We start from the raw sequence: 22,228 nt of genomic DNA, 5'->3' as shown, positions 1-22,228 counted from the left end.
GAAGGACTGGTCTTTTAAGCATCCGGCGAGTACACGGAGCAATGCCTGACCTACCAGACGGTCCGGAGTTGGAGCAACCCGGGCGACAGGCGACCGACGACATCTACGGTCCGGAGCTTGGCTCGCTGCCGAGTCCCGACATGGACGACGCCGAGATCACCAAGACCGGGACGACGACCGTCGGGATCACGACCACCGACGGCGTCGTGCTCGCCACCGATCGTCGGGCGAGCGCGGGCAACCTCGTCGCAAGCAAGCGCGCCAAGAAGATCGCCGAGATCCATCCCCGTGGTGCGCTCACGATCTCGGGGGCGGTGAGCGCGGCACAGGCGCTCATCAGCAACCTCCAGGCGGAGGTCGATCTCTACGAAGCCCGTCGTGGCGAGGAGATGAGCATGCAGGCGCTCTCGACGCTCACCTCGAACTTCCTGCGCAGCGGTGCCTTCTACATCGTCCAGCCGATCCTCGGCGGCGTCGACGACGAGGGGGCTCACATCTACAGCATCGACCCCGCCGGCAGCGTCATGGAAGAAGAGTACGACGCGACCGGCTCCGGCTCGCCGTTCGCCTACGGTGTGCTCGAACAGCAGTACGAGGACGGTCTGAGCAACGACGAGGCCAGAACCGTCGCCGCGCGCGCAGTCAAAAGCGCCGTCGAGCGCGATACCGCCAGCGGCAACGGCATCATCATCTCCGAGATCACCGAGGACGGCGTCGAGATCGAAGAGCACGACGACATCGAGCAGCTTCTCTGAGGCCACAGCTTTTTGCCGGTCGCAACTGCCGAGCGGTCGCTGTAGCGATTGTGGCTGCGGTTGCGGAGCAGTGGCGGTCCGGTTGTGGTTCCTGGCGTCTCGGCGAGTGAAACGAGCCGAGGCTCAGGAGAGCTGCTCTCCTGGCGGATGAAGGGCGAGACTGTGAGCGAAGCGAACAGTCGAGGGCTTCTGCGGTGCTGTGCGGTCCTGCGGAGCGGTCGTGGTAGGAATCGTGTCCGCGCGAACGTAGTGAGCGTGGTTCGCCGCGAACGAGGCCGCAGGCCGAGTGAGCGGGAGCTTTTGGTCCAGATTTTGGACGGGGTTTGAGGCGAGCGAACGAAGTGAGCGAGCCGAGGACCCCATCTAAAAAGGTGGGGTCCGCAATCCTTTTCATTACCCACGGTTATTAGCGTGCATGGAGCTGCCGACGCCGGAGGATCTGCGCGAGCATCGGAATCGCGTCGGACTCACACAGAGTGCGCTCGCCGACCGCGCCGAGGTCTCACAGCCGCTCATCGCGCGCATCGAGAGCGGCGACGTCGATCCGCGGCTGTCGACGCTGCGACGTATCGTGACGTCGCTCGACGCCGCCGAGGGCGGGATTCGGCGTGCGCGCGATCTGATGCACACGTCGGTGATCGCCATCGCGCCCGACGACAGCGTTCGGGAGGCGATCGATCGGATGGGCGAAGAGGGCTATTCGCAGCTGCCGGTGGTCCACGACGGCTATCCGGTGGGGGTCATCTCGAACGGTGACGTCCGGCGAGCGTCCTCGGAGAACGCGGCCGAACTCCCCGTTGCGGACGTGATGCGAGAATCGATCACGACCGTGGCTCCGGAGGCAACACTCGATACGGTCGATACACATCTCGATCACCACGACGCCGTCATCGTCGTCGAGAGTGGGCAGATGCTCGGCATCATCACCGAAGCCGACGTCGCTGCGCACCTGTCCTGACGGTTTCCGATGCCGTGCTGCCTTCTTAATCGAGTTCCAGCCCGTCGGTAGCGACGCCCGTCCCCTCGGTGACGCGACCGACGACCTGCCCGTCCGTTGCGTCGGCGAGCGCGGCGGCGTCGTCGGGGGCGAGCGCCGCGACGAACCCCATCCCCATGTTGAAGGTTCGATAGAGTTCCTCGTCCGCCACTCCTCCCTGGTCGGCGACGAACCCGAAGACCGGCGGGACGGGGAGCGGGTCCGTGATCTCGTAGCGGTGGGGGCCCATTCGCTCGAGATTGGTCCAGCCACCGCCGGTGACGTGAGCAGCGGCGTGCGTGTCGTGGGCGTGCAGCGGGAGCCCGGTGTAGATTCTGGTGGGCTCCAAGAGAATCTCGCCGACCGTCTTCTCCGAATCGGGGAACGGGTCGTCGTAGCTTCCTGCGCGTGTCGCGGCCTCGCGTGCGAGTGTCAGCCCGTTCGAGTGAATGCCCGAGGACGGAAACCCGACGAGTGCGTCGCCAACCTCTGCCTCTGCGAAGAGATCGCTTTCGTCGGCGAGCCCCGCGCACGTCCCGGCGATGTCGAGCCCGCGGATCACCTCCGGCATGACTGCCGTTTCACCGCCGACCAGCGCCACGTCCGCGCGTTCGGCCCCCGTCGCGAGCCCTGCACCGAGTTCGGCGGCGGTCACTTCGTCGGGCTCGTCGACTGCGAGGTAGTCGACGAAGGCTACGGGATCGACCCCGGCGGCCACGAGATCGTTGGCGTTCATCGCGATGCAGTCGATGCCCACCGTGGAATAGTCGCCGACCACCTCGGCGACGAGCAGTTTGGTGCCGACGCCGTCGGTCGCGAGCGCGAGATACTGGCCGCCGATGTCGACCAGTCCGGCGTAGTCACCCTCGCCCGCCTCGTCGTCGACCGCTCCCACGAGCGCCGCCGTCGCGGCCTCGCTCGCGCCGATATCGACGCCCGCACCGGCGTACGTGAGTCCCTCGTCCGCGTCGTCGGTCATGGCGAAAGCGCCGGCGGAGGCGGACAAAAGCCCGTCGGTGGGTGGGCGAGCGGTTCGCCGGTTCAGAGGCCGATACCGAACGTCAGGAAGACCGCGACCGCCGAACCGGCGCTCACGACGAAGGCGATCGCGAAGACGACGACGCTCCAGGAGAGCACCGTGCGCCCGTCGAGCGGGCCGAACGGGAGCATGTTGAACCCCGCTAGGAGGAGATTGATGCCGACGCCGAACGTGCCGACCGTGCCGAGGAATCCGGTGGCGAACAGTGCGAGCGCTGCGAATCCGAGTGCGAGAACGAGGTTCGTCACCGGGCCGGCGAGCGCGATGAGTCCGTTCTGGCGTTTCGTGATGCGTCCGCGGTGGTAGACCGCGCCGGGGGCGGCGAACAGGAAGCCGGCGAAGGCGCTCGCCACGGCCAGAAAGAGCATGCCGTAGTCGGCACGGAACTGGGCGACCTGGCCGAACCGCTGGGCGACGAGTTTGTGCGCGAGCTCGTGGAGGAGAAAGCCAATGCCGGCGGTGAGCATGCTGAGCGCGAACGAGCGGAAGACGGGCCCCGACAGCAGCAGATCGACGTCGCCGGCGAGAAGGATCTGCCGAAGCGGTGGGGTGAAAAAGAGCGCGAACGCTACCCCCAATGCGATCCACGCGATCGCGAGATCGGCGAGTTCGCGCCGGCCGAATCTCACGTGAACGCCCCCCAGATGAGGTCGGCGCTGTTCTCGGCTCCCTGGATCATCAGATCGACGACGCCGTCGACGCCGCCGACACCTGCCGCGAGTATCGGGAGGACGATGGCCGCGAACAGGAAGCTCGCCACGATGGAGCCGACGTTGGTGAGCGCGACGATCGCGATGAGTCGGAAGAGGGCGACCTCACGGAGGCGTTCCCAGAGTTCGCCGAGCGGGCTTTCCTCGTCGCTCAGGATCTCGTTCAGGGTGTTGATGTCGCCGACGTTGACGTCGAGATAGCGGAGTTCGACGTAGCCGGCGAACCAGCCCGGGGCCAGTAGCGGGTTCACGCTCGTGAGCCACGCGACCGCGCCGCCGACGAACGCGCTCGCCCAGTGTGCGCCGCCGAGTCTGGCGAGCACGGTGGCGAAGACGCCGTTGACGAGAAACCACGCGCCGAACAGTTTGAGAAGGAAGCCGTTGCGCGCGCCGGCCATCGCCAGCAGGACGAAGAAGACGAGGAAGCCAAGCGTGAACAGGTAGCCGACGAGTTTGTACGGCGAGAACCGTCGGCCGCTCTCGTGGCCGACCAGCGAATCCATCGGCGGGAGCGTCCCCGGCTCGCGGAGGTAGCGTTCGATGCCCTCGCGATGGCCGGCACCGACGACCGCGACGACCCGATGGCCCTGCTCGCGAAGTGCCACCAGTCTGTGGGCGATGAACGCGTCTCGCTCGTCGATGAGTGCCTCCGCGCCGCCCGGCGAGAAGGCCCGGAACTCCTCCAACATGGTGCTCACGACGTCGGTGTCGGTCATGTCTTCGATGTCGAACTCCTCGGCTTCCTCTTCCTCGGGGACGCTCCAGACGAACGCCGCGGTGAGGATCGTTCCGAGGACGAGCCCGGAGAGGATCGCCACCGCCAGGAAGTCAGCCACCGCGACGACGAGTCCGGGAACGGCAGCCGTCGCCGGCAGTACGAGCGGGCCGACGAACGCCTCGATCGGGATGGCGAGGAAGGCTCCGAGCGCGATCCCGATCCCCATCCCGACCGCAAGCGGCGAGGCGAACCCGAGCGGGAGGCTCAACAGCATGCTGAGCTTTTCGCCGGCGGTCATCCGCGCCCAGAACCGCTGGATCGTCATCTGGATGTCGCGGTCGACGAGCGCGACGTTCGATCCGAACTCCTCCGCGGTTTCGACGGCTGCGAGCATGTCCGCCCCGGGGTTGATGTCGAACTCGTCGCCGAGGCGTGTCTGCACGTACGAGAGCATCCAGTAGGCGAGAAACTGAAAGACCGTGTTGCCGCGGAGGAGATCGCCCGCAGACAGATCGTCGGGCTGTTCGCCCTTGAGCTGGCGAAAGCGCCCCTCGTCGAGTTCGACCGCCACGACGTCCGGGCGCTCCTCGGTGATGGTGCGCTCGACCTCGCCGACGCTCTCGGGGGAGACGTGGGCCGTCCCGACGACGCGGACGCTTCCCTCGTCCGTCGTCGCCGTCGAATCGCTCATTGCGGTGTGGACGAACTGGCCTTCCTTACCCCTGTCGGGATAGAATCCGCGCTACTCGTGCTATCCGTCCTTCTCGTCGAGCGCGGCGTCCTGGAGGCGCTTTCCTTCCTCGGATTCGACGGTGAGTTCGGGCACCGGTGTCGGGTTTCCATCCTTGTCGATGGCGACGTAGACGAAGTACGAGTCGGTGGTCTTCTCGCGCTCCCCGCTGGTGATGTCCTCGCGGTAGGTCTGGAGGCGGACGTGGACGCTCGTCCGGCCGGCCTGATAGACGTAGGATTCGATGAGCGCGACGTCGCCCACACGGATGGGGCGCTCGAAGTCGACCTGATTGATTCGTGCGGTGACACAGGAGTTGCCCGCGAACCGCATCGCGCTCATCGCGCCGATCTCGTCCATCCACTTCATCACGTTGCCACCGTGGACGCTCTGGAGGTTGTTCGCGTGGTTGGGCTGGACCATCTCCCGGTTCTCGATGTAGGTCGATCGCAGATCGGTCATATCGGTCCTTCGCGCGCAGCGGAATGAGCCTGCTGTATCTCCTTCAGTACGGCCACTCGCCGGTGACTTTCATCCCGGCGGCCTCGCCCTCGGCTTCGAGCGCGGCCGCGATCTCGTCGGGGTCGGCGCGGGAAACCGTGAATTCGTCGTCGGCGAGCGAGACGGCGAGTTCGGTGAGGAGGATCGCCTGCTCGCGGAACGTGCGCGAGTCGAGCTTGTCGAGCGTGTCGGCGTGGGTGTGGCCCCAGCCGCGGTCGGGTCCCGTGTCGCTCTTGACGTGGTAGCTCGGTACGCCCCAGCGGACGAACGGCCAGTGATCGCTGTGGGGGCCCTGTTTCGGAACGGTCTTCATCGGGTGATCGAAGCGATCGGCAACCTCCTCCGCGACCGCACCGAGTTCGTCGAAGCCATGCGTCAGCAGCGCCAGCGTGCGCCCGGCGACGACGCCATCGTTGTTGAGGATCGCCTTCATCGAATCGAGATCGGTCTCCGCGGCCAGATACTCCGAGCCACAGAGCCCGACCTCCTCGGCACCGAACGCGACGAATTCCACAGTAATGTCGAGCTCGTCCTCCCGCTCGGCGAGCGCACGGGCGAGTTCGACGACCATCGCCGTGCCCGCGCCGTTGTCCATCGCGCCCTCAGCGATGTCGTGGGCGTCGACGTGGCTCGTCACGAGCACTCGTTCGTCGCTCTGCGGTCCGAGCTCGGCGTGAACGTTCTGACTCGTCGCGTCGTGGATCTCGGCCTCGACCGCGACGCTCACCTGCTTTCCGTCGTATCGCCGTCCGAGGCGTGCGCCGACCTCCTTCGAGACGCCGACGGCCGGTATCTCGCCGATCGGACCGTCGGCACCAGCGACGCTCCCCGTGGGTGGGAGCTGGCCAGGAACGTGATTGCGGAAGACGAACGCACTCGCTCCGCCAGCGACCGCGCGGTGGTACTTCTCGCTGCGATGGACGAACCGGTCGTGGTGGTCGGGTACGTCGCTCGCGACCATCACGATCTCGCCCTCGATGTCGCGATCCGCGAAATCCTCGGGGAGACCGTAGCCGAGATCGACGAGTTCGCCGGTCGCGTCGGCGTTCGGGCTTCGCGGGAGCGCGATGCAGGCGGCGTCGGTGTCGCCCGCGCGGATCGTGCTCTCGCCGCGCGTCCAGCCCTGGATGTCGAACTCCTCCAATCGTGCGTTTCGCGCGCCGGCGTCGGCGAGTGCGTCGCGAGTGGCTGCTGCGGCGCGGCGCTCGCCCTCGCTGCCAGCCATGCGGTTGCCGATGTCGACGAGCGTTTCGAGATGGTTCCAGCCCGCGTCGCTCGTGAACGTCTCGCCGATCCAGTCGTGCATGGGATAGCTGCCGGCGAGCGCGTGCTAAGCGTTTCGTCTTCGCGGGTGAGAGCGAGCCTTTTTAGCTCGTCCCCGACCCGTTCGGTGTATGCGCGACGTGCTCGCGGCGTGGCGGCCGGTCATCGACGAGGAGATCGAGCGGCTGCTGCCACGCGAGACCGGTGCCGACTACGCGACGTCGTTCTTCGGCCCACCGACCTACGACTACGACGCGACGGCGATCCAGCACGCGCTCTCCGATCCCGTCTGGGCGCTGCTCGATCGCGGTGGCAAGCGCTGGCGTGCGGTCGTCTGCTGTCTACTCATCGAGGGGTTCGGTGCCGACCCGCACGAGTATCTGCCCTACGCCTGCATTCCGGAAATTCTCCACAACGGGACGATCATCGTCGACGACGTCGAGGACGGCGCGACGATGCGCCGCGGCGAATCGGCACTCCACCACGAGTTCGGAACCGACGTCGCACTCAACGCTGGCAACGCGATGTACTTCTTCCCGCTCAAGATCGTCTCGCGCGACCCTGCCGACCTCGCGCCCGACACCCGCCTCGCGATCTACGAAATGCTGATGCACGAACTGAATCGGACGCATCTCGGTCAGGGGATGGACATCCACTGGCACAACCAGCAGGCAATCGAGATCTCCGAGCAACAGTATCTCGAAATGTGTGCGTGCAAGACCGGCTGTCTCGGGCGCATCGTCGCCCGGCTGGCCACGATCCTCACCGACCAGCCTGAGGAGGTCGAACACCACGCCGCACGCTACGCCGAACTGATGTCGATCGCCTTCCAGATCGGCGACGACATCCTGGACGTCGAGACCGCCACCGAGGCCGGCGGCGCGTTCGGCAAGGGGATCGGCAACGACGTCCGTGAGGGCAAGAAGACGCTGATGGCGATCCACGCCGCTCGCGAGGCCGATCCAGAACGCGCCGCCAGGCTCGAAGAACTGCTTTGGGCCGACGAGAACAGCACCGAGGAGATCGCCGAGGTCATCACTATCTTCGAGGAAACCGATAGCGTCGCCTACGCCCGCGAGTGTGCCCTCGATATCGCCACCGAAGCACGCGACCATCTCGCCGAACTCGACCTCGCCGACGAACCCGCCGAAAACCTCGCCGATTTCACCCGATTTGTCGTCGAACGCGACGTTTGAGTCGGCTGCTGTGCGGTTGCGGAGTTGCTGTGCGGCCTGCTGACCTTGGTGTCTCGGCGAGTGGAACGAGCCGAGGCTCAGGAGAGTATGCTCTCCTGGTGGATGAAGGGCGAACGAGCGACCGGAGTTCTCGTGAGCCGAAGGCGAACGAGAGCACGGAAGAGCGAAGCTCTTCCGGAGGGAGCGAGTGAGGGCTTCTGTGGTGCTGTGCGGTCTGCGGTTGCTATAGGTATCGAACCGCGAACGAGCGACGCGAGTGAGCGGGCCGAGGAACCCCCGAACGAAGTGAGTGGGGTGACGCTGGCTTTTGGTCCAGATTTTGCCAGCGAAGCGAGCGCTAGCGAGCGAAGCGCAGCAAAAGGTGGATGCGTGGGACCGGATTTGAACCGGCGGACCTCTACAGGACAGCGCCCTCAACGCTGCGCCGTTGGCCTAGCTTGGCTACCCACGCGCGAGTCGTTGGTATCGCCCGGCCCAATAAAAGCGCTTCCATCTCACTGCTCCCTGTCGGACGATTGCACGTTCCCGGAGCACACGCGCCTAGCTATAAGCCGCCCGCAGCCGTGTCATTGTCATGCCTGAATCGAGCGAGACGGCGACCGAGCGGTACCGACTGCGCCCGGAGACGGTCGTGACCGATCGCGGCGAGGGGCCGGCGATCGTCTTCGCGCACGGGACGCTGATGGATCGGACGATGTACGACCCGCAGATCGACGCTCTCAGCGACGACTACCGGGCGGTGGCCTACGATCTCCGGGCGCGCACCGACCAGTACGCGACCGAGTACGATCTCTACGATCTGGCCGACGACGTCGACGCTTTGACCGACGCGCTCGACATCGACACGTTCGTCCTCTGTGGGATGTCGATGGGCGGGTTCATGACGCTGCGCTTCGCCGAGCGCTATCTCGAACAACTGTCAGGTATCGTCCTGATCGACGCCATCGCCGAACCCCACACCGACGAGGAGCGCGAGCAGTACCGACAGATGGCCGCACAGATCCGCGCGGACGGTGCGTTCGCCGATCACCTAATCGACGTCGCGAAAAACCAGCTGTTCGGCGCGACGACGCTGGAGGAGAACCCTGAACTCGTCGAGCACTGGGTCGAGCGCTGGCGGACCTACCCGCCGGAGGGGTTCTATCGGGAGATGCACTCGTGGCTCGATCGGCCGGATTTCACCGACGAACTGTCGGCCATCGACGTGCCCGTGCTCTCGGTCCACGGCGTGGAGGACGTCTCGCTCGAACCCGAGCGCACCGAATCGATGCTCGACGCGCTTCCCGACGCTCGCCAGGAACTGATTCCCGAGGCTGGCCACAGCTCGAACACGGAGAACCCGGAAGCGGCGACCGCGGCCATCCGATCGTTTCTGGAGGATGTCTACTGATCAGTCGCCGATGACCGGTCGGCTGACGGCGCGGTCGGTTTCCTCGCCGTCGATATCGTAGGGGTACTCGCCGGTTACACAGCCCATACAGAGGTCCTCGCGCGCCGTGTCGAGCGCGTCGGCGATCGACGCGGGCGAGAGGTAGCCGAGGCTGTCGGCACCGATCACCTCCCGGACCTCCTCGACGGTCTTCCCGGCGGCGATGAGCTCGTCGCGACTCGCCATGTCGATGCCCATGTAGCAGGGCGCGACGATCGGCGGCGAGCCGATGCGGAGATGGACCTCCGCGGCACCGACGTCGTGGAGCAGTTCGACCAGTTGGGTCGAGGTCGTCCCGCGGACGATCGAGTCGTCGATCAGCGTGACGGTCTTGCCCTCGACGGTCGATTTGATCGGGTTGAGCTTGAGCCGAACGGCGCGCTCGCGCTCGTCCTGGCTCGGCATGATGAACGTGCGGCCCACGTACCGGTTTTTCATCAGTCCCTCGGCGAACTCGACACTGCCGCCGTCCTCGTTGGCGGCTTCGGCGTAGCCCGAGGCAAAGGCCCGTCCCGAGTCGGGGACGGGCATCACGACGTCGGTATCGATGCCGTTCTCGGCCCAGAGCCCGCGGCCGAGCTCGCGGCGCGCCTCGTAGACGAGCTTGCCGTCGACGGTCGAATCGGGTCTGGCAAAGTAGACGTGTTCGAAGAAACAGCGTGCGGTGTTGTCGGGGTCGGTGAGTCGGTGGCTCTCGTAGCCCGTACCGTCGGGGTTGAGCACGATCAGTTCGCCCGGCTCCACGTCCCTGATGAGCTCGCCGTTGAGCGCATCGATGGCGGCGCTCTCGCTGGCGAGCACGTAGCCGTCGTCGAGTTCGCCGAGACAGAGCGGTCGATTACCCTGTGGATCCCTGAGCCCGAGCACGCGGTCGTCGTGCATCACCGCCAGCGAGTACGAGCCGTGGACCGTGGCCATCGTCTCCTCGACGGCGGTCACGAGATCCGCGTCGAGGAGGTTGCGCGCGAGGTCGTGAGCGATGACCTCGGTGTCGCCGTCGGAGGTAAAGGCGTGGCCCATTCCGGCGAGCTCGTCGCGGAGCGCACCCGCATTGACGAGGTTGCCGTTGTGCGAGAGGCCGAGCGAGCCGCTCTTGAACGAGACCGAGAACGGCTGTGCGCAGGCGGTATCGACGCTGCCGGCGGTCGGATAGCGGACGTGACCGATCCCGTTCGAGCCGTTGAGTTCGGCGATGTCGTCGGGATCGAAGGCGTCGCCGACCAGTCCCATCTCGACGTGGGAGTGCTGCTGGAACCCGTCGTGGGTGATGATGCCCGCCGATTCCTGGCCGCGGTGCTGGAGGGCGTACAGCGCGTAGTAAAGGGGGCGGGCGGCGGCGCGGTCGGAAAGTGAGACGCCGACGACGCCGCACTTCTCGTCCATTACTCGCCGGCTTTCTCCTGCCACTCGTAGTCGCGCCGTTTGGCGGACTTCCCGAAGCCACAGGACGAACAGACCTTCTTCGTCTTGTGGTAGGAGGCCTCGCCACAGCGGCGACATTTCACGTGAACGGTCTTGTTCTTCTTCCCTTGGGACGACGTTCCGCCGGATGTCATGGTGTTATCGAGACGACGTTGTCGCCGCGGATAATCGTTGTGCTCTCGACCGTCTCCGTCGCCTCGTCCTCGCCGGCCGACGGCTCGGAATCGCCGCCTGCAGGTTCGAGCACGACGTTCAGATGCTGGTCGTAGCCGCCGAGCTCGCCCGTGTAGGTCGCGCCGTCCTTCAGCCGGACGGCGACGCCGTCGCCGAGGTTCGCTTCGAGTACGTCGAGGGGGCGTCCACTCATACGGCCCACTCGCCGGGTTGCGCTCTTAAACGTACCGACCGGCGTACGGCCCTAGATCTCGACGGCGAACGTATCGTCGGTCTCGACGTCGGCCGCGAACGTGCCGAGCAGGTCGGCGAGCGCGTCGAGATCGTCGGTGTCGATGACCTCGACGGGCGTGTGCATGTAGCGGTTCGGCAAGCCGAGATTGAGCGACGGGATTCCGCCGCGCTCGGTGAAGATGGCGTCGGCGTCGGTGCCCGTCCGCGAGCCCGTCGCCTGGAGCTGGGTCGCGATGTCGGCCGCGTCCGCGCTCTCGCGCAGTGCGTCGACCAGAGCGGGGTGGTTCGCCCCGCCGCGGGCAATGACTGGTCCGTCGCCGAGCTCGACGCCCGTACTGCGGTTGCCGGGCGTCCCTGGATCGTCGGTCGCGTGGGTGACGTCGACGACGATCGCCGCGTCGGGCGCGAGCTCGAAACCGATCATCTTCGCCCCCTGCAGGCCGACCTCCTCCTGGACGGTGCTCACGGCGGAGACCGTCGCGTCGACATCGGCCTCGCTCGCGCGGCGCAGTCCCTCCGCGGCGGCCCACGTGCCGATGCGGTTGTCCATGCCACGGGCGGCGAGCCGGCTGTCGTCGAGCTCGCTGATCGTGCTCTCGATCGTGATCGGATCGCCGACTGCGATCAGCTCCCGTGCGCGTTCCTCGTCCGCGACGCCGATGTCGACGTGTTGGTCCTCGATCTCGGCAGTTTCGTGGTCGTCGCGGAGGTGGATCGCTGTCTGGCCGATGACGCCCTCGATCGGGCCGTCGGCGGCGTGGATCGTGACGTGTTGGCCGCGCGAGACGGTCTTGTCGGCACCGCCGATGGCACCGATCCTGATGAACCCCTCACCGTCGATGTCGCGCACGACGAAGCCGATCTCGTCGGCGTGGCCGGTCAGCGCGACGGTCGGTGCATCGCTCGCTCCTTCCAGGACGGCGATGGCGTTGCCGTACGAATCGGTTCGCACCTCATCCGCGAACTCGCTCACGTAGTCGATCCAGACGCGCTGGCCGCGGGTTTCGAAACCCGACGGGCTCGGCGTCGTGAGCAGTTCGTCCAGAAACGTACGTTGTCGGTCGTTCACGATCGCCGTACTGCTTCGAGGCTGATGAAGTTCCCGCCACGCTGCCGGCACTCGAAGCCCAAACGAATAAGGTGGCTCGCAGCGAACTCGTCGGCATGGCAGACAACTTGACCCTGCTCGAACTCCACCTGCACGCCGAGGACAACGAGTTCACGAGCGATCTGGAGCTCACGTCGGACATCGGCGATCTCGTCCGCGACCGACTCGGCTTCGGCGAAACCGACGACGAGCAGTCGTCGTTCGCCGAGACCGACTTCGGCAGCGAATCGGATTCGTCCGAGGTGGGTTCGACGGCGGCGAGTTCGACAGAGGCCAGCGCCGACGGCGGCAACACGGTACAGGTCGGCGAAGGAGACGAGGACGAGCACGGTGCCGTCGTCGAGATCGACGAGACCGTCGCCGACGAGGACGACGAGTCGGGCGGTCGCAGCAAGACGCGGACGTTGCTCAAACTGCTCGTGCTCGCCGGTGTCGTCATGCTCGTCCGGCGCTATCTCGGCGGTGACGACGAGTTCGAGAACGAGTTCGAAGAGCTGTAAGGCAAAGCGCTTTGACCGGTCGGTACGTCGTTTCTCCCGTGACCCTCTCCGATAGCGTTCGTGCGATCACGACGGCCTCCGGCGACGGCCTCATCGACTGGAGAGCCGTCACCGAGGCGGCGACGGCCGCCGTCGATCCCGGCGAACTCTCGCTTTCGGCGGCGGAACGCGACGGCTACGCGCGGGACGTCCGCGACGCGCGGACACGTGTCAGCGAGGTCGCGGGCGTCGACTTCGACGTGCCCGACACCATCGAGGTGCAGAACCGCCACCACTGGATCGACGCCAACACGGCCACCTTCGAGCGCGTGCTCGGAACGCTCGAAACGACCGGCCCCGGATTGGCCGGGTTCGCACGCGTGCTCAACACCGGTTCGATGAGCGTCGCGCTCGCCTTCCTCGCCAACAACGTGCTCGGCCAGTACGATCCCCTCCTGCTCGCCGAATCGCCGACCGAGTCGCATGCGCTGTATTTCGTCCAGCCGAACATCGCCCGCGTCGCCGACGAACTCGACGTTGCCGAGGAGCGGTTCCGCCGCTGGATCGCCTTCCACGAGGTGACACACGCCGCCGAGTTCGGCGCGGCACCGTGGCTGCCCGATCACCTCGAAGCCAGAATGGAGCAAAGCGTCGACGCGCTCGGCGACGGCCGGGTCGACCGCCAGTCGATGCGCGAGCTGAACGCCGCGATGACCGCCGTCGAGGGCTACGCCGAACTGCTGATGGATCGCGCATTCGACGACGAATACGAGGACCTGCGCGAGAAAGTCGAAGCGCGCCGGCGCGGTCGCGGTCCGATCGCCGCCCTCGTCCGCCGTTTGCTCGGGCTCGGCATGAAGCGCCGCCAGTACGAGCGCGGCAAGGCATTCTTCGAACACGTCGTCGAGGCGCGCGACATCGAGACGGCCAGTCTCGTCTGGGGGGCTCCCGAAAACCTCCCGAGCGACGACGAACTCGATGCGCCCGAGACGTGGCTCGCGCGCGTCGACTAATCCTCGCGAAGACCGGTCGGAAAGGCGAATGCGACCATGACGATCCCGACGACGAGACCGGCGAGCACCGCGAGCAACACGGCGAGAAGCGACCCACCGCCCTGCAACGCGATGAGACCGCCCGAGAGGCCGACGAGGCAGACGAACGCGAGTTTGAACCGGCGCGAAGCCGTCCGTCGCTCCTCGCGCGTGGTCGGCCCGACCATCAGCTGTCCCCGGGCGCGCTGACGTGCATCCCGACGAACCGCCAGTCATCGTCCGTCCGGCGGAGTCCGCCGCTCCACCGCGTTCGATGGTCGTGGTGTTCGTCGCTCTCGATGTCGTCCCACGCCATCCGCACGTCGTCGGCGAACCAGGCCCACTCCCCTTCTTCCATGACTCGCAGATCGTGGCTCTCGACGATCCAGTCCTCGGTCGTGCGCGTCTGCTCGCGGAGTCCCGCGGCGATCCCGTCGGAGCCCTCCAGACGCTCGCCGATACCGAACTTGACGAGTGCGTCGGCGGCGAAGAAGGCTGCGAGCGGCTCGCCGGCACGGAGCGCATCGTAGTACTCCTCGATCGTGGCTTCGGCGCTCATTGTCGGGCGGTGGCGGCGATCCGGTTTACGCTTACTGGAAGCCGCGATCCGTTCCGTCTTCGGCGACGAGCTCGTCGAGTTCGGCGTCGAGTAGGCGTTCTGCCTCGTCCTGACAGTCACGAACGCGCATCGCTCACGTACCGGTGCGGTCGTCATCAACCCGCTGCCCGTGATACTCGTTTTAGAGGAAACTCGGTCGTCGAACGGATCTCGATACTGAAAAGAGGGTTCAGTCCTCGCCGGACTCGTAGTGATCGCCGGCGGCCGAGGGAACGCGCGTGTGGCCGACGAGCGCGAGGACGACGATCACCGTGACGTAGGGGATCGTCTGGACGAGCGAGCTCGGCACCGCGTAGGCCGGGATCTGCTGGAGGCGGAGCTGGAGCGCGTCGAGCCCCGCGAACAGGACGGAGGCCCCGAACGCACCGAGCGGGTTGTAGTTGCCGAACAGGTAGGCGACGATGGCGATGAACCCCTTGCCGTTGACCATCGTCTGGCCGTTGCCGATGAACTGTCCGACCTGGCCGAGCGAGAGGCCGACGCCGCCGATGCCCGAGAGCACGCCCGAGAGCGTGATCGCCAGATAGCGCACCCGCGTCACGTCGACGCCGGCGGTGTCGAGCGCCTTCGGGTTCTCGCCGCTCGCGCGGACGTGCCGGCCGAACGATGTGCGGTTGAGCACGTACCAGCCGCCGCCGACGACCAGGAACATCAGATAGACCGTCGGGCTGGCGTCGAACAGCACCGGGCCGACGAACGGCAGCTCCGAGAGCACGGGGATCGTCCACGTACCGAGCGTGCCCACACTGGAGGTGTTGACGCTGCCGTAGACGACCGTCGCCGCGAACGGTGCGAGCCCGAGCGCGATGAGCCAGACCGCGAGCCCGGCGATGATCTGATCGGCACGGAATTTGATGCAGACCACCGCGAACAACAACGAGAGCAGCGTGCTCGCGAGCACGCCGGCGACGAAACCGACCCAGATGCCCGGAATCGAGAACACCGAGCCGACCGCGTCGGTGACGAACACGCCGGTGAACGCCGAGATGATCAACAGTCCTTCCAGTCCGATGTTGATCACGCCGGCCTTCTCGGCGAAGATACCGCCGACGGCCGCGCAGGCGATCGGCACCGCGAGCCGGAGCGCCGCACCGAGCGTGCTCTCGCTGGTCGCCAGCCGCAGCAGGTCGCCCGCCATCGTCTCCGGGAAGACCAGCCCGTAGAGTGCTGCGAGCACCACCAACGCCGCCAAGCCGTAGGCGAGCCCGCGCCGGAGATCGCCGCCGTCTAGCGCCGATCGCAGCCGTCCGACGCTCATCGTTCACCCCCTGAGTCGCCCGCGTCGCCACCGGTCGATGGTGGCTCTGTGGGGGTCTGCTCGCCGCCGTCCGTGGCGACGGCCGGTTCGCGATCGGTCGTGACGAACCGCTTGCCGAGCAGCCGGAAGAACTCCGGCATCGCCACGAACAGGATGATCAGCCCGCGGAGCACGCCGACCAGCTGGATCGGGACTCCGGTCGAGAGCTGGACGGCCAGCGAGCCGCTCTTGAGCACGCCGAACAGCAGCGCCGCGGGCACCACGCCCAGCGGGTTGTTGCCGGCGAGAATGGAGACGGTGATGCCGTCGAAGCCGAGCGCGGGCACGCCCGTCTGGAACCGACCGAGCACCATCAGCACCCAGACCGCACCGCCGATGCCCGCGAACGCTCCCGACAGTGCCATGCTCGACACGATCGTGCGCTTGGCGTCGACGCCGCCGAACCGTGCGGCCTCGGGCTGGAGCCCGCTGGTCCGGAGATCGAAGCCGAAGGCGGTGTACTTGATCAGGTAGTAGAGGCCGGCGACGAGCACCAGCCCGCCCACGAACGCGACGATCGAGAAGTCGCTGCCGGAGCCGAACAGCGCCGATTCGAGCACCGCGGCCGGCGGAATTTGACTCGTCTCGACCGACTGGCTGTCGGGCGCGGCGAAGTACGCCGACACGACGAAGAAGGCGACCTGTTCGGCGACGAAGTTGAGCATGATCGTCGTGATCACCTCGTTCGCGCCGGCGTAGGCCTTGAGCGCGCCCGGCACCGCCCCGTAGAACGCACCGCCGAGCGCACCGGCGAGGATGCCGAGCGGCACCAGCAGGAACCCGCCGACGCCCGTCAGCAGCGGCCCGGCAGTGAGCACGGTGATGGCGCTCGCCAGCCCGCCGAAGATCAGCTGGCCCTGCGAGCCGATGTTGAACAGTCCGGCCCGGAAGGCCACTGCCACCGACAGCCCGGTGAAGATCAGCAGCGTCGTCTCCTTGAGCGTGAGCGCCACGTTGAAGTTGAACGGGTCGGAGAGAATGCTGCCGAACGCACCCGTCACGAGCACGGAATAGACCGAGATCGGGTTGTAACAGGAGGTGAGTCCGAACACGCCGTAGGCCGGCTCCTGACAGGTCGCGGCCGTCCCCGAGAAGAAGACGATCAGCCCGCCGACGAGCACCGACGCCACGAGCGCCGCGAAACTGAGTCCAAGCCGTTCGGCCCACGACGCCGCCACGAGCCGGCGGAGCCCGCTCTCGATGCGATCGCGCGCGCTCACCGTTCACCCCCGTCGGCGCTGACGCTCTCGGCCGTCGTCGGCTCGTCCGGTCGTTCGCCGGCCATCAACAGGCCGAGTTCCTCTTCGGTCACCGTCTCGGGATCGACGACATCGACGAACTCGCCGTCGTGCATCACCGCGAGCCGATCGGAGAGCCCGCGCACCTCGGCGAGATTCGCCGAGATCAGGAGCACCGCGACGCCGGACTCGCGGAGCGCGAGCAGTCGGTCGTGGACGAACTCCGTCGAGCCGACGTCGACGCCCCGCGTCGGGTGGGTCGCCACAACCATCCCCGGATCGCGCTCCAGTTCACGGCCGACGAGGAACTTCTGCTGGTTCCCGCCCGACAGCGACTTCGCTCCCGCCTCGGGGTCCGGCGGGCGCACGTCGTAGGTCTCGATGACGTCGCTCGCGTGCTCGCGCGCGCTCGGCCAGTCGATACGTGTCCCACCGACGGGCGGGGTGTGCTGACCGCCGAGCACGCCGTTCTCCGTGAGATCGAAATCCATGACGAGCCCGCGCTCCTGGCGATCTTCGGGCACGTAGGCCATCCCGCGCTCGATGTGGCCACGCCGTGAGACGCCGGCTAGATTTTCGCCGTCGAGCGTCACCGTTCCCTCATCCGGCGATCGGAGTCCGGTGAGCGCCTCGACCAGTTCGGCCTGGCCGTTGCCGTCGACGCCGGCGACGCCGAGGATCTCGCCCTCGCGTATCTCGAAGTCGACGTTCCGGACCTGATCGGTTCCCTCTTCGGTGACCGTGAGTTCGTCGACATCGAGCACCGTCCCGCCGGTCTCGACGGATTCGGTTTCGATGTCGAGCACGACCTCGCGGCCGACCATCATCTCGGCGAGCTGCTCGCGATCGGTCCCGTCGGCGTCGACGGTGCCGACGTTCTCGCCGTCGCGGAGGACGGTGATGTCGTCGGCGACCGTCATCGCCTCGCCGAGTTTGTGCGTGATGAACAGGACCGTCTTCCCCTCGGCGGTGAGTTCCTCGAAGACGTCGAACAGCTCCTCGACCTCCTGTGGGGTGAGCACCGCCGTCGGCTCGTCGAGGATCAACAGATCGGCACCGCGGTAGAGCGCCTTCAGGATCTCGACGCGCTGGCGCTCACCGACGCTGATCTCCTCGACGCGCTCGTCGGGATCGACGGCGAAGCCGTAGCGCTCGGAGAGCTCGCGGACCGCCTCACGCGCCCGCGAGCGATCGGTCGCGAGCCCGCCCCATTTGGTGGGTTCGTTGCCGAGGACGACGTTCTCGCCGACGGTCATCGGCGGCACGAGCATGAAGTGCTGGTGGATCATGCCGATACCGGCGTCGATGGCGTCGCGCGGCGCGTCGAACTCCCGAACCTCTCCGTCGAGCTCGATCGTACCCCCCTCGGGCTGGTAGAGCCCGTAGAGGACGTTCATCAGCGTGGATTTTCCTGCACCGTTCTCGCCGAGCAGTGCGTGGACGCTGCCGGTCTCCACGGTCAAGTCGACCGCGTCGTTGGCGACGACGCCCGGAAAGCGCTTGGTGATATCGTCCAGGACGACCGCGTCGGTCATGCGTCACCCACGCCCTGCGGTCCGTCCCTCTCGTGGGTTCTGTCGTGGTCGAACACGGCTTGTCGATTACGAGCCCGAACCGGGTTTCTGCGGCACCTCGATATCGCCCGAGACGATCTTCTTCCGGGACTTCTTGAGTGCGTCTTTGACGTCCTTGGGGATCTCGGGGCCGAGCTGTTTGCCGTAGACGACCTCGACGCCGTCCTTTTCGAGCCCGAGCGTCTTCGTGCTCCCGCCCTTGAAATTCCCGTTGACGACGTTCTCGACGGCAGTGAACACGGCGTTGTCGACCTGTTTGACCATGCTCGCGAGGATCACGTCGGAGAACTTCGGTGAGCTCTTCGACTGGTCGGAGTCGACGCCGATGGCGTAGCGGTTCTGCTCGCTGGCCGCCTGAAACACGCCGATGCCGGTCGCGCCGGCGGAGTGATAGACGATGTCCGCACCGTCGTTGTACATCGAGACCGCCGCCTCCTTGCCCGCACCGGGATCGGAGAACGAACCGGTGTAGGCGACGTTGACGCTTGCGTCGCTGTTCGCGTGCTTGACGCCCTTCTCGAAGCCGGCCTGGAACTTCTTGATCAACGGGGCTTCCTCGCCGCCGACGAAGCCGAGTTTCGCATTGTCGGGGTTGGTCTTGCCGCCGCCGGCGCTCATCTCCTTGGTCGTCAACAGCCCGGCGAGATGACCGACCTGGAAGGAGCCCTCGTGCTCCTTGAACACGTAGTTGGCGACGTTCGACTCCTCGACGACGCCGTCGACCAGCAGGAAGCTCTGATCGGAGAAGTTCGGCGCGACGTCGGAGAGCGCGCTGACCTGTGCGAACCCGATACACGAGACGAGATCGTAGTTCGGATCGGTCGACTGTGCGTAGCGGCGCTGGAACGTCGGGAAATCGGAGTTCTGCTCGGGCTGGGCTTCGTTGTAGCTGATGCCGAGCTCTTTTTTCGCACGCTCGACACCCCGGTGGGCCATGTCGTTGAACGACTTGTCGCCCAGTCCGCCCTTGGCGTAGACCATGCCGATGTTTCCGCCCGAGCCACCGGAGCCGCCCGAGCCACCGCTCGTTCCGTTGCCCGAGCCGGTGCCGTTGCTCCCGCCGCTATCGTTCGATCCACCTGACCCGCCGCCACCGCCGCTCGTACAGCCAGCGAGGCCAGCGATACCTGCCGCACCCGCGACCCGGAGGAACTGCCGTCTGTCAGAGGACATACTCTACCCATATCAATGACGATGATGATTTAAATCTATCGGAGGTTTACGCCGGAAGCGCGGCCTCGATCGCCCCGACCGTCCGCTCGACGAGCGCATCGACCCGCTCGCTCTCGGCGTAGACCCTGACCTTGGGTTCGGTGCCGCTGGGTCGGACGAGCACCCAGCCGTCGTCGAGCTCGATGCGCACCCCGTGAGCGGTCGAGCGCTCGCCGTCGGGGAACGTCTCGCCGAGGCTGTGTGCCAGCTCGTCCATCACCGCCTCTTTGCGTTCGTCGGGGCAATCCACGCTCACCTTTCGGTAGGGACGCTCGGCGACCGGTTCGCGGAGCGTGTCGAGTCCCGATTCGGCGACCAGTCTGGCGAGTGTCGCGGCGCTCGCCACGCCGTCGATCCAGGGCCCGAGTGCGGGATGGATGTGTTTCCAGGGTTCGGCCGCGAAGACGACCGCCGTTTCCTCGTCGCCGGCCGCACGCGCTGCCGCGATCCCCTCGTGGAGTGCGCCGAGTCGGACGCGCTCGACGCGCCCGCCCGCTTCCGCGACGCGCTCGTCGATGCGCGAGGAGGCGTTCGGCGTCGTCACGACGACGGGATCGCCGACGTCGCTCGTGCGGGTGTACCGCTCGGCGAGGATCGCCACGATCGTGTCCTCGTGGACGATCTCGCCGTCGCCGTCGAGCACGACGACCCGGTCGGCGTCGCCGTCGTGGGCGAACCCGAGCTCCGTCTCGCCGTCGGCGACGAACCCCCGAAACTCCGCGAGCGTTTCCGGTGTTGGCTTCGATCCGCGGGCGGGGAAGTGACCGTCGACGTTCGCGTTGACGCCCGTCACGTTGGCCCCGAGCGCCGAGAGCACCTGCGGGGTCGCCCGGCTGGCCATCCCGTTGCCACAGTCCACGCTGATGGTCATCCCGTCGAGGCCGCCGCCGTGTTCGCGAGCGTAGTCCGCAACCTCGGTGCGATAGGCCACGAGCGGTTCGACGTGTTCGGTGTGACCCCACTCGTCCCAGTTCGCCGGCGCGTCCCTGGCGTCGACGCGCTCTTCGATGCGTGCCTCGGCGTCATCGCCGTACTCCTGGCCGTCGGCGAACAGTTTGAGCCCGTTGTCCGTCGGCGGGTTGTGACTCGCTGTGACCATGATGCCGCGCCGCCCGCGCGAGGCGAACGCCAGCGCCGGCGTCGGAAGCACGCCGGCACGGCGAACGTCCACGCCGGCACTTTCCAGACCGGCTTCGAGCGCCGCGAGCAGCGCCGAACCGGTCTCGCGACCGTCGCGCGCGATGACGAACTCGGTGTGCGGGGCGTCCGTGCCGGCTGCACGACCGACCGCAAGCGCGAGGCTCGGCGTGACGCGCTCGGTAGCACTACCGCGGATGCCCGCGGTGCCGAAGAGGTTCATGGACGGTTTTCGGATGGAGGGCTATTTAGTCGGGCGGTTTAGAGTTCGACGCCGCCGGGGATCAGGCTGTGCTGGCGGACGAGGTTGCCGTCCTCGTTGTAGACGAGAAACGTCGATTTCTCGTGGGCGAGCAGCTGCTCGCCGTCATGCTCGACGGTGATGCGATAGCGGCCGTCGTCGTCGGTGTGCTCGCCATAGGCCCGCGCCGCGCGGATGAAATCGAGGACGCCGTCCGCGTCGGCGTTCAGTTCGAGCACGAAATCGCCGGTGATGCGGTTGGTGATCGAGAGCACGCCCTCGTTCTCGTCGGAATGAAAACGGTAGTTGACGTCGGTCTCCTCGGCATCGACGATGGCATCGCCCGCGCCGGCGAGACGCGACTGGAGCACCTCGTTCGGCCCATCGAACTCGATGGCGACCGTCGGCTTGCCGGGTTCGCCCCCGGCCGCAACCCACTCGGTGTTTGTGACGTGAATGTCGAAGTTCTCGCGCCTCATTCGGTTCTGTTCTGCCTATGTCCCCTGTCGTCATGAACGTAACGCCGGATGTCCTCGCTCCCCGCCATGGGTTCGCTCGCCACAACTACCGATGGGTTTTACCCGCCTCCACCGGTAGCATCACTGTGATTCGATATCATGGATCGTGCACCCGAACTCGCGGCGTTCGCGGCCTTCGTCGCCGCGCTGGTCCCGTGGTCGGTGTCGGTTTCCGACGGCGCGTTCGCCCAGTCGATCGTCGTCCGGTTCGTCTTCGGCGCGGTCGAGCTCTCATTCGGCGCGCGTTCGCTCGACATGACGCGGGCCGCGGTCCCCGTCACCGATATCGGCTCGCAATATGGCGGCGATCTCGCCCGGTTGGGGACGCTCTGGCTCGTCGCGGCGGCGTTGCTCGTCATCGCGCTGGCGCTCGCGCTCGCGCTCGTCGTCGCTGGCGACCGCCTGCTCGTGGGGGCGTTCGATCCGGTGCGAGTGATGGGTGCGCTCTGTCTCGGCATGGCGCTCGTCCTCTCGGGCGCGATCTGGCTGCTCTGGCAACAGACATCGCCCGTCCCGATCCCGATCGGCGTGATCGCGCTGTTCCTGTTCGGTGTGGGACTACTCACCGTCGATCGCACGCGTGATACTCGCACGAGCACCGGTGCGAGCGGATAGCGATGGGTTGAA

The 22,228-nt window shown here is 66.7% G+C and carries 24 protein-coding genes and 1 tRNA gene; 7 read left to right on the top strand and 18 right to left on the bottom strand.

What is annotated here, in order from left to right:
* Positions 1–41 precede the first annotated feature (41 nt).
* Both psmB and C448_RS13745 read left to right on the top strand, forming a co-directional pair.
* A complete protein-coding gene (gene psmB / locus C448_RS13750; RefSeq protein ID WP_193363141.1) occupies positions 42–755 on the top strand; it encodes an archaeal proteasome endopeptidase complex subunit beta in 714 nt (237 codons plus the stop codon).
* A 415-nt stretch (positions 756–1,170) separates the two neighbouring features.
* Positions 1,171–1,713, top strand: a complete 543-nt coding sequence (locus C448_RS13745; RefSeq protein WP_004055589.1) for a CBS domain-containing protein — start codon at positions 1,171–1,173, stop codon at positions 1,711–1,713.
* Between the two features lie 25 nt (positions 1,714–1,738).
* Here C448_RS13745 and purM read toward each other — a convergent pair whose 3' ends face one another.
* The 5 genes from purM to C448_RS13720 all read right to left on the bottom strand — a co-directional run bounded on the left by purM (position 1,739) and on the right by C448_RS13720 (position 6,735).
* Positions 1,739–2,710 carry a phosphoribosylformylglycinamidine cyclo-ligase gene (purM, locus tag C448_RS13740; protein WP_004055588.1) on the bottom strand — a complete coding sequence of 324 codons (972 nt, stop codon included), beginning with the start codon at positions 2,708–2,710 and terminating at the stop codon, positions 1,739–1,741.
* 62 nt (positions 2,711–2,772) lie between these two features.
* Entirely contained in the window at positions 2,773–3,399 is a 627-nt protein-coding gene (locus tag C448_RS13735; RefSeq protein ID WP_004055587.1) for a zinc metalloprotease, read from the bottom strand.
* Positions 3,396–4,889 (bottom strand): TraB/GumN family protein, encoded by a 1,494-nt coding sequence (locus C448_RS13730; RefSeq protein ID WP_004055586.1) that lies wholly within the window; start codon positions 4,887–4,889, stop codon positions 3,396–3,398. Before C448_RS13730 ends, C448_RS13735 begins: the two co-directional genes overlap by 4 nt.
* A 60-nt stretch (positions 4,890–4,949) precedes the next feature.
* Positions 4,950–5,390 (bottom strand): acyl-CoA thioesterase, encoded by a 441-nt coding sequence (locus C448_RS13725; RefSeq protein ID WP_004055585.1) that lies wholly within the window; start codon positions 5,388–5,390, stop codon positions 4,950–4,952.
* A gap of 43 nt (positions 5,391–5,433) precedes the next feature.
* Positions 5,434–6,735 (bottom strand): M28 family peptidase, encoded by a 1,302-nt coding sequence (locus tag C448_RS13720; protein ID WP_004055584.1) that lies wholly within the window; start codon positions 6,733–6,735, stop codon positions 5,434–5,436.
* An 88-nt stretch (positions 6,736–6,823) separates the two neighbouring features.
* Here C448_RS13720 and C448_RS13715 point away from each other — a divergent pair, with 88 nt between their 5' ends.
* Positions 6,824–7,888: a polyprenyl synthetase family protein gene (locus C448_RS13715; RefSeq protein ID WP_004055583.1), complete on the top strand. Its 1,065-nt coding sequence runs from the start codon at positions 6,824–6,826 to the stop codon at positions 7,886–7,888.
* A gap of 366 nt (positions 7,889–8,254) precedes the next feature.
* Here the strand turns inward: C448_RS13715 and C448_RS13710 are convergent.
* A tRNA-Leu gene (locus C448_RS13710) sits at positions 8,255–8,339 on the bottom strand.
* A 123-nt stretch (positions 8,340–8,462) separates the two neighbouring features.
* Between C448_RS13710 and C448_RS13705 the strand changes: the two genes are divergently transcribed.
* Entirely contained in the window at positions 8,463–9,278 is an 816-nt protein-coding gene (locus tag C448_RS13705; protein WP_004055582.1) for an alpha/beta fold hydrolase, read from the top strand.
* Here C448_RS13705 and purF read toward each other — a convergent pair whose 3' ends face one another.
* From purF to C448_RS13685, 4 genes are read right to left on the bottom strand one after another with little or no spacing between them, the layout of a single operon-like run.
* Positions 9,279–10,700: an amidophosphoribosyltransferase gene (purF, locus tag C448_RS13700; RefSeq protein WP_004055581.1), complete on the bottom strand. Its 1,422-nt coding sequence runs from the start codon at positions 10,698–10,700 to the stop codon at positions 9,279–9,281.
* Complete coding sequence (locus C448_RS13695; RefSeq protein WP_004055580.1) at positions 10,700–10,873, bottom strand: 50S ribosomal protein L37e; 174 nt, start codon at positions 10,871–10,873, stop codon at positions 10,700–10,702. The genes purF and C448_RS13695 overlap by 1 nt, the downstream gene beginning before the upstream one ends.
* On the bottom strand, positions 10,870–11,106 hold the full coding sequence (locus C448_RS13690; RefSeq protein ID WP_004055579.1) for an LSM domain-containing protein: 237 nt from the start codon (positions 11,104–11,106) through the stop codon (positions 10,870–10,872). Before C448_RS13690 ends, C448_RS13695 begins: the two co-directional genes overlap by 4 nt.
* Before the next feature lie 51 nt (positions 11,107–11,157).
* Positions 11,158–12,216, bottom strand: coding sequence for a M20/M25/M40 family metallo-hydrolase (locus C448_RS13685; protein ID WP_004055578.1), 1,059 nt, complete (start codon positions 12,214–12,216; stop codon positions 11,158–11,160).
* Positions 12,217–12,311: 95 nt separating this feature from the next.
* Here C448_RS13685 and C448_RS13680 point away from each other — a divergent pair, with 95 nt between their 5' ends.
* Positions 12,312–12,755 (top strand): hypothetical protein, encoded by a 444-nt coding sequence (locus C448_RS13680; protein WP_080503209.1) that lies wholly within the window; start codon positions 12,312–12,314, stop codon positions 12,753–12,755.
* A gap of 38 nt (positions 12,756–12,793) precedes the next feature.
* Positions 12,794–13,747: a zinc-dependent metalloprotease gene (locus tag C448_RS13675; RefSeq protein ID WP_004055576.1), complete on the top strand. Its 954-nt coding sequence runs from the start codon at positions 12,794–12,796 to the stop codon at positions 13,745–13,747.
* Here C448_RS13675 and C448_RS13670 read toward each other — a convergent pair.
* The 8 genes from C448_RS13670 to C448_RS13635 form a co-directional block, all read right to left on the bottom strand.
* Positions 13,744–13,953, bottom strand: a complete 210-nt coding sequence (locus C448_RS13670; RefSeq protein ID WP_004055575.1) for a hypothetical protein — start codon at positions 13,951–13,953, stop codon at positions 13,744–13,746. The genes C448_RS13675 and C448_RS13670 overlap by 4 nt on opposite strands.
* Complete coding sequence (locus C448_RS13665; protein ID WP_004055574.1) at positions 13,953–14,324, bottom strand: nuclear transport factor 2 family protein; 372 nt, start codon at positions 14,322–14,324, stop codon at positions 13,953–13,955. The genes C448_RS13670 and C448_RS13665 overlap by 1 nt, the downstream gene beginning before the upstream one ends.
* A 229-nt stretch (positions 14,325–14,553) precedes the next feature.
* Positions 14,554–15,642, bottom strand: coding sequence for an ABC transporter permease (locus C448_RS13660; RefSeq protein WP_004055573.1), 1,089 nt, complete (start codon positions 15,640–15,642; stop codon positions 14,554–14,556).
* Complete coding sequence (locus C448_RS13655) at positions 15,639–16,901, bottom strand: ABC transporter permease (RefSeq protein WP_004055572.1); 1,263 nt, start codon at positions 16,899–16,901, stop codon at positions 15,639–15,641. Before C448_RS13655 ends, C448_RS13660 begins: the two co-directional genes overlap by 4 nt.
* Positions 16,898–18,454 (bottom strand): ABC transporter ATP-binding protein, encoded by a 1,557-nt coding sequence (locus C448_RS13650; RefSeq protein WP_004055571.1) that lies wholly within the window; start codon positions 18,452–18,454, stop codon positions 16,898–16,900. Before C448_RS13650 ends, C448_RS13655 begins: the two co-directional genes overlap by 4 nt.
* A 66-nt stretch (positions 18,455–18,520) precedes the next feature.
* On the bottom strand, positions 18,521–19,666 hold the full coding sequence (locus tag C448_RS13645; RefSeq protein ID WP_004055570.1) for a BMP family lipoprotein: 1,146 nt from the start codon (positions 19,664–19,666) through the stop codon (positions 18,521–18,523).
* A 46-nt stretch (positions 19,667–19,712) separates the two neighbouring features.
* The gene (locus C448_RS13640; protein ID WP_004055569.1) at positions 19,713–21,065 is read right to left on the bottom strand and encodes a phosphohexomutase domain-containing protein; all 1,353 of its coding nucleotides are present in this window, start codon (positions 21,063–21,065) and stop codon (positions 19,713–19,715) included.
* A 38-nt stretch (positions 21,066–21,103) separates the two neighbouring features.
* Complete coding sequence (locus tag C448_RS13635) at positions 21,104–21,562, bottom strand: DUF5793 family protein (protein WP_004055568.1); 459 nt, start codon at positions 21,560–21,562, stop codon at positions 21,104–21,106.
* A gap of 138 nt (positions 21,563–21,700) precedes the next feature.
* On the opposite strand from C448_RS13635, the gene C448_RS13630 reads away from it, so the two are divergent.
* The gene (locus C448_RS13630; protein WP_004055567.1) at positions 21,701–22,216 is read left to right on the top strand and encodes a DUF7549 family protein; all 516 of its coding nucleotides are present in this window, start codon (positions 21,701–21,703) and stop codon (positions 22,214–22,216) included.
* Positions 22,217–22,228 lie beyond the last annotated feature (12 nt).

This window comes from Halococcus morrhuae DSM 1307 (genome assembly GCF_000336695.1).
In the GTDB taxonomy this organism is placed as follows: domain Archaea; phylum Halobacteriota; class Halobacteria; order Halobacteriales; family Halococcaceae; genus Halococcus; species Halococcus morrhuae.
Note: the sequence above shows the minus strand (reverse complement) of the source record. Positions and strands in the feature narration are given on the sequence as shown.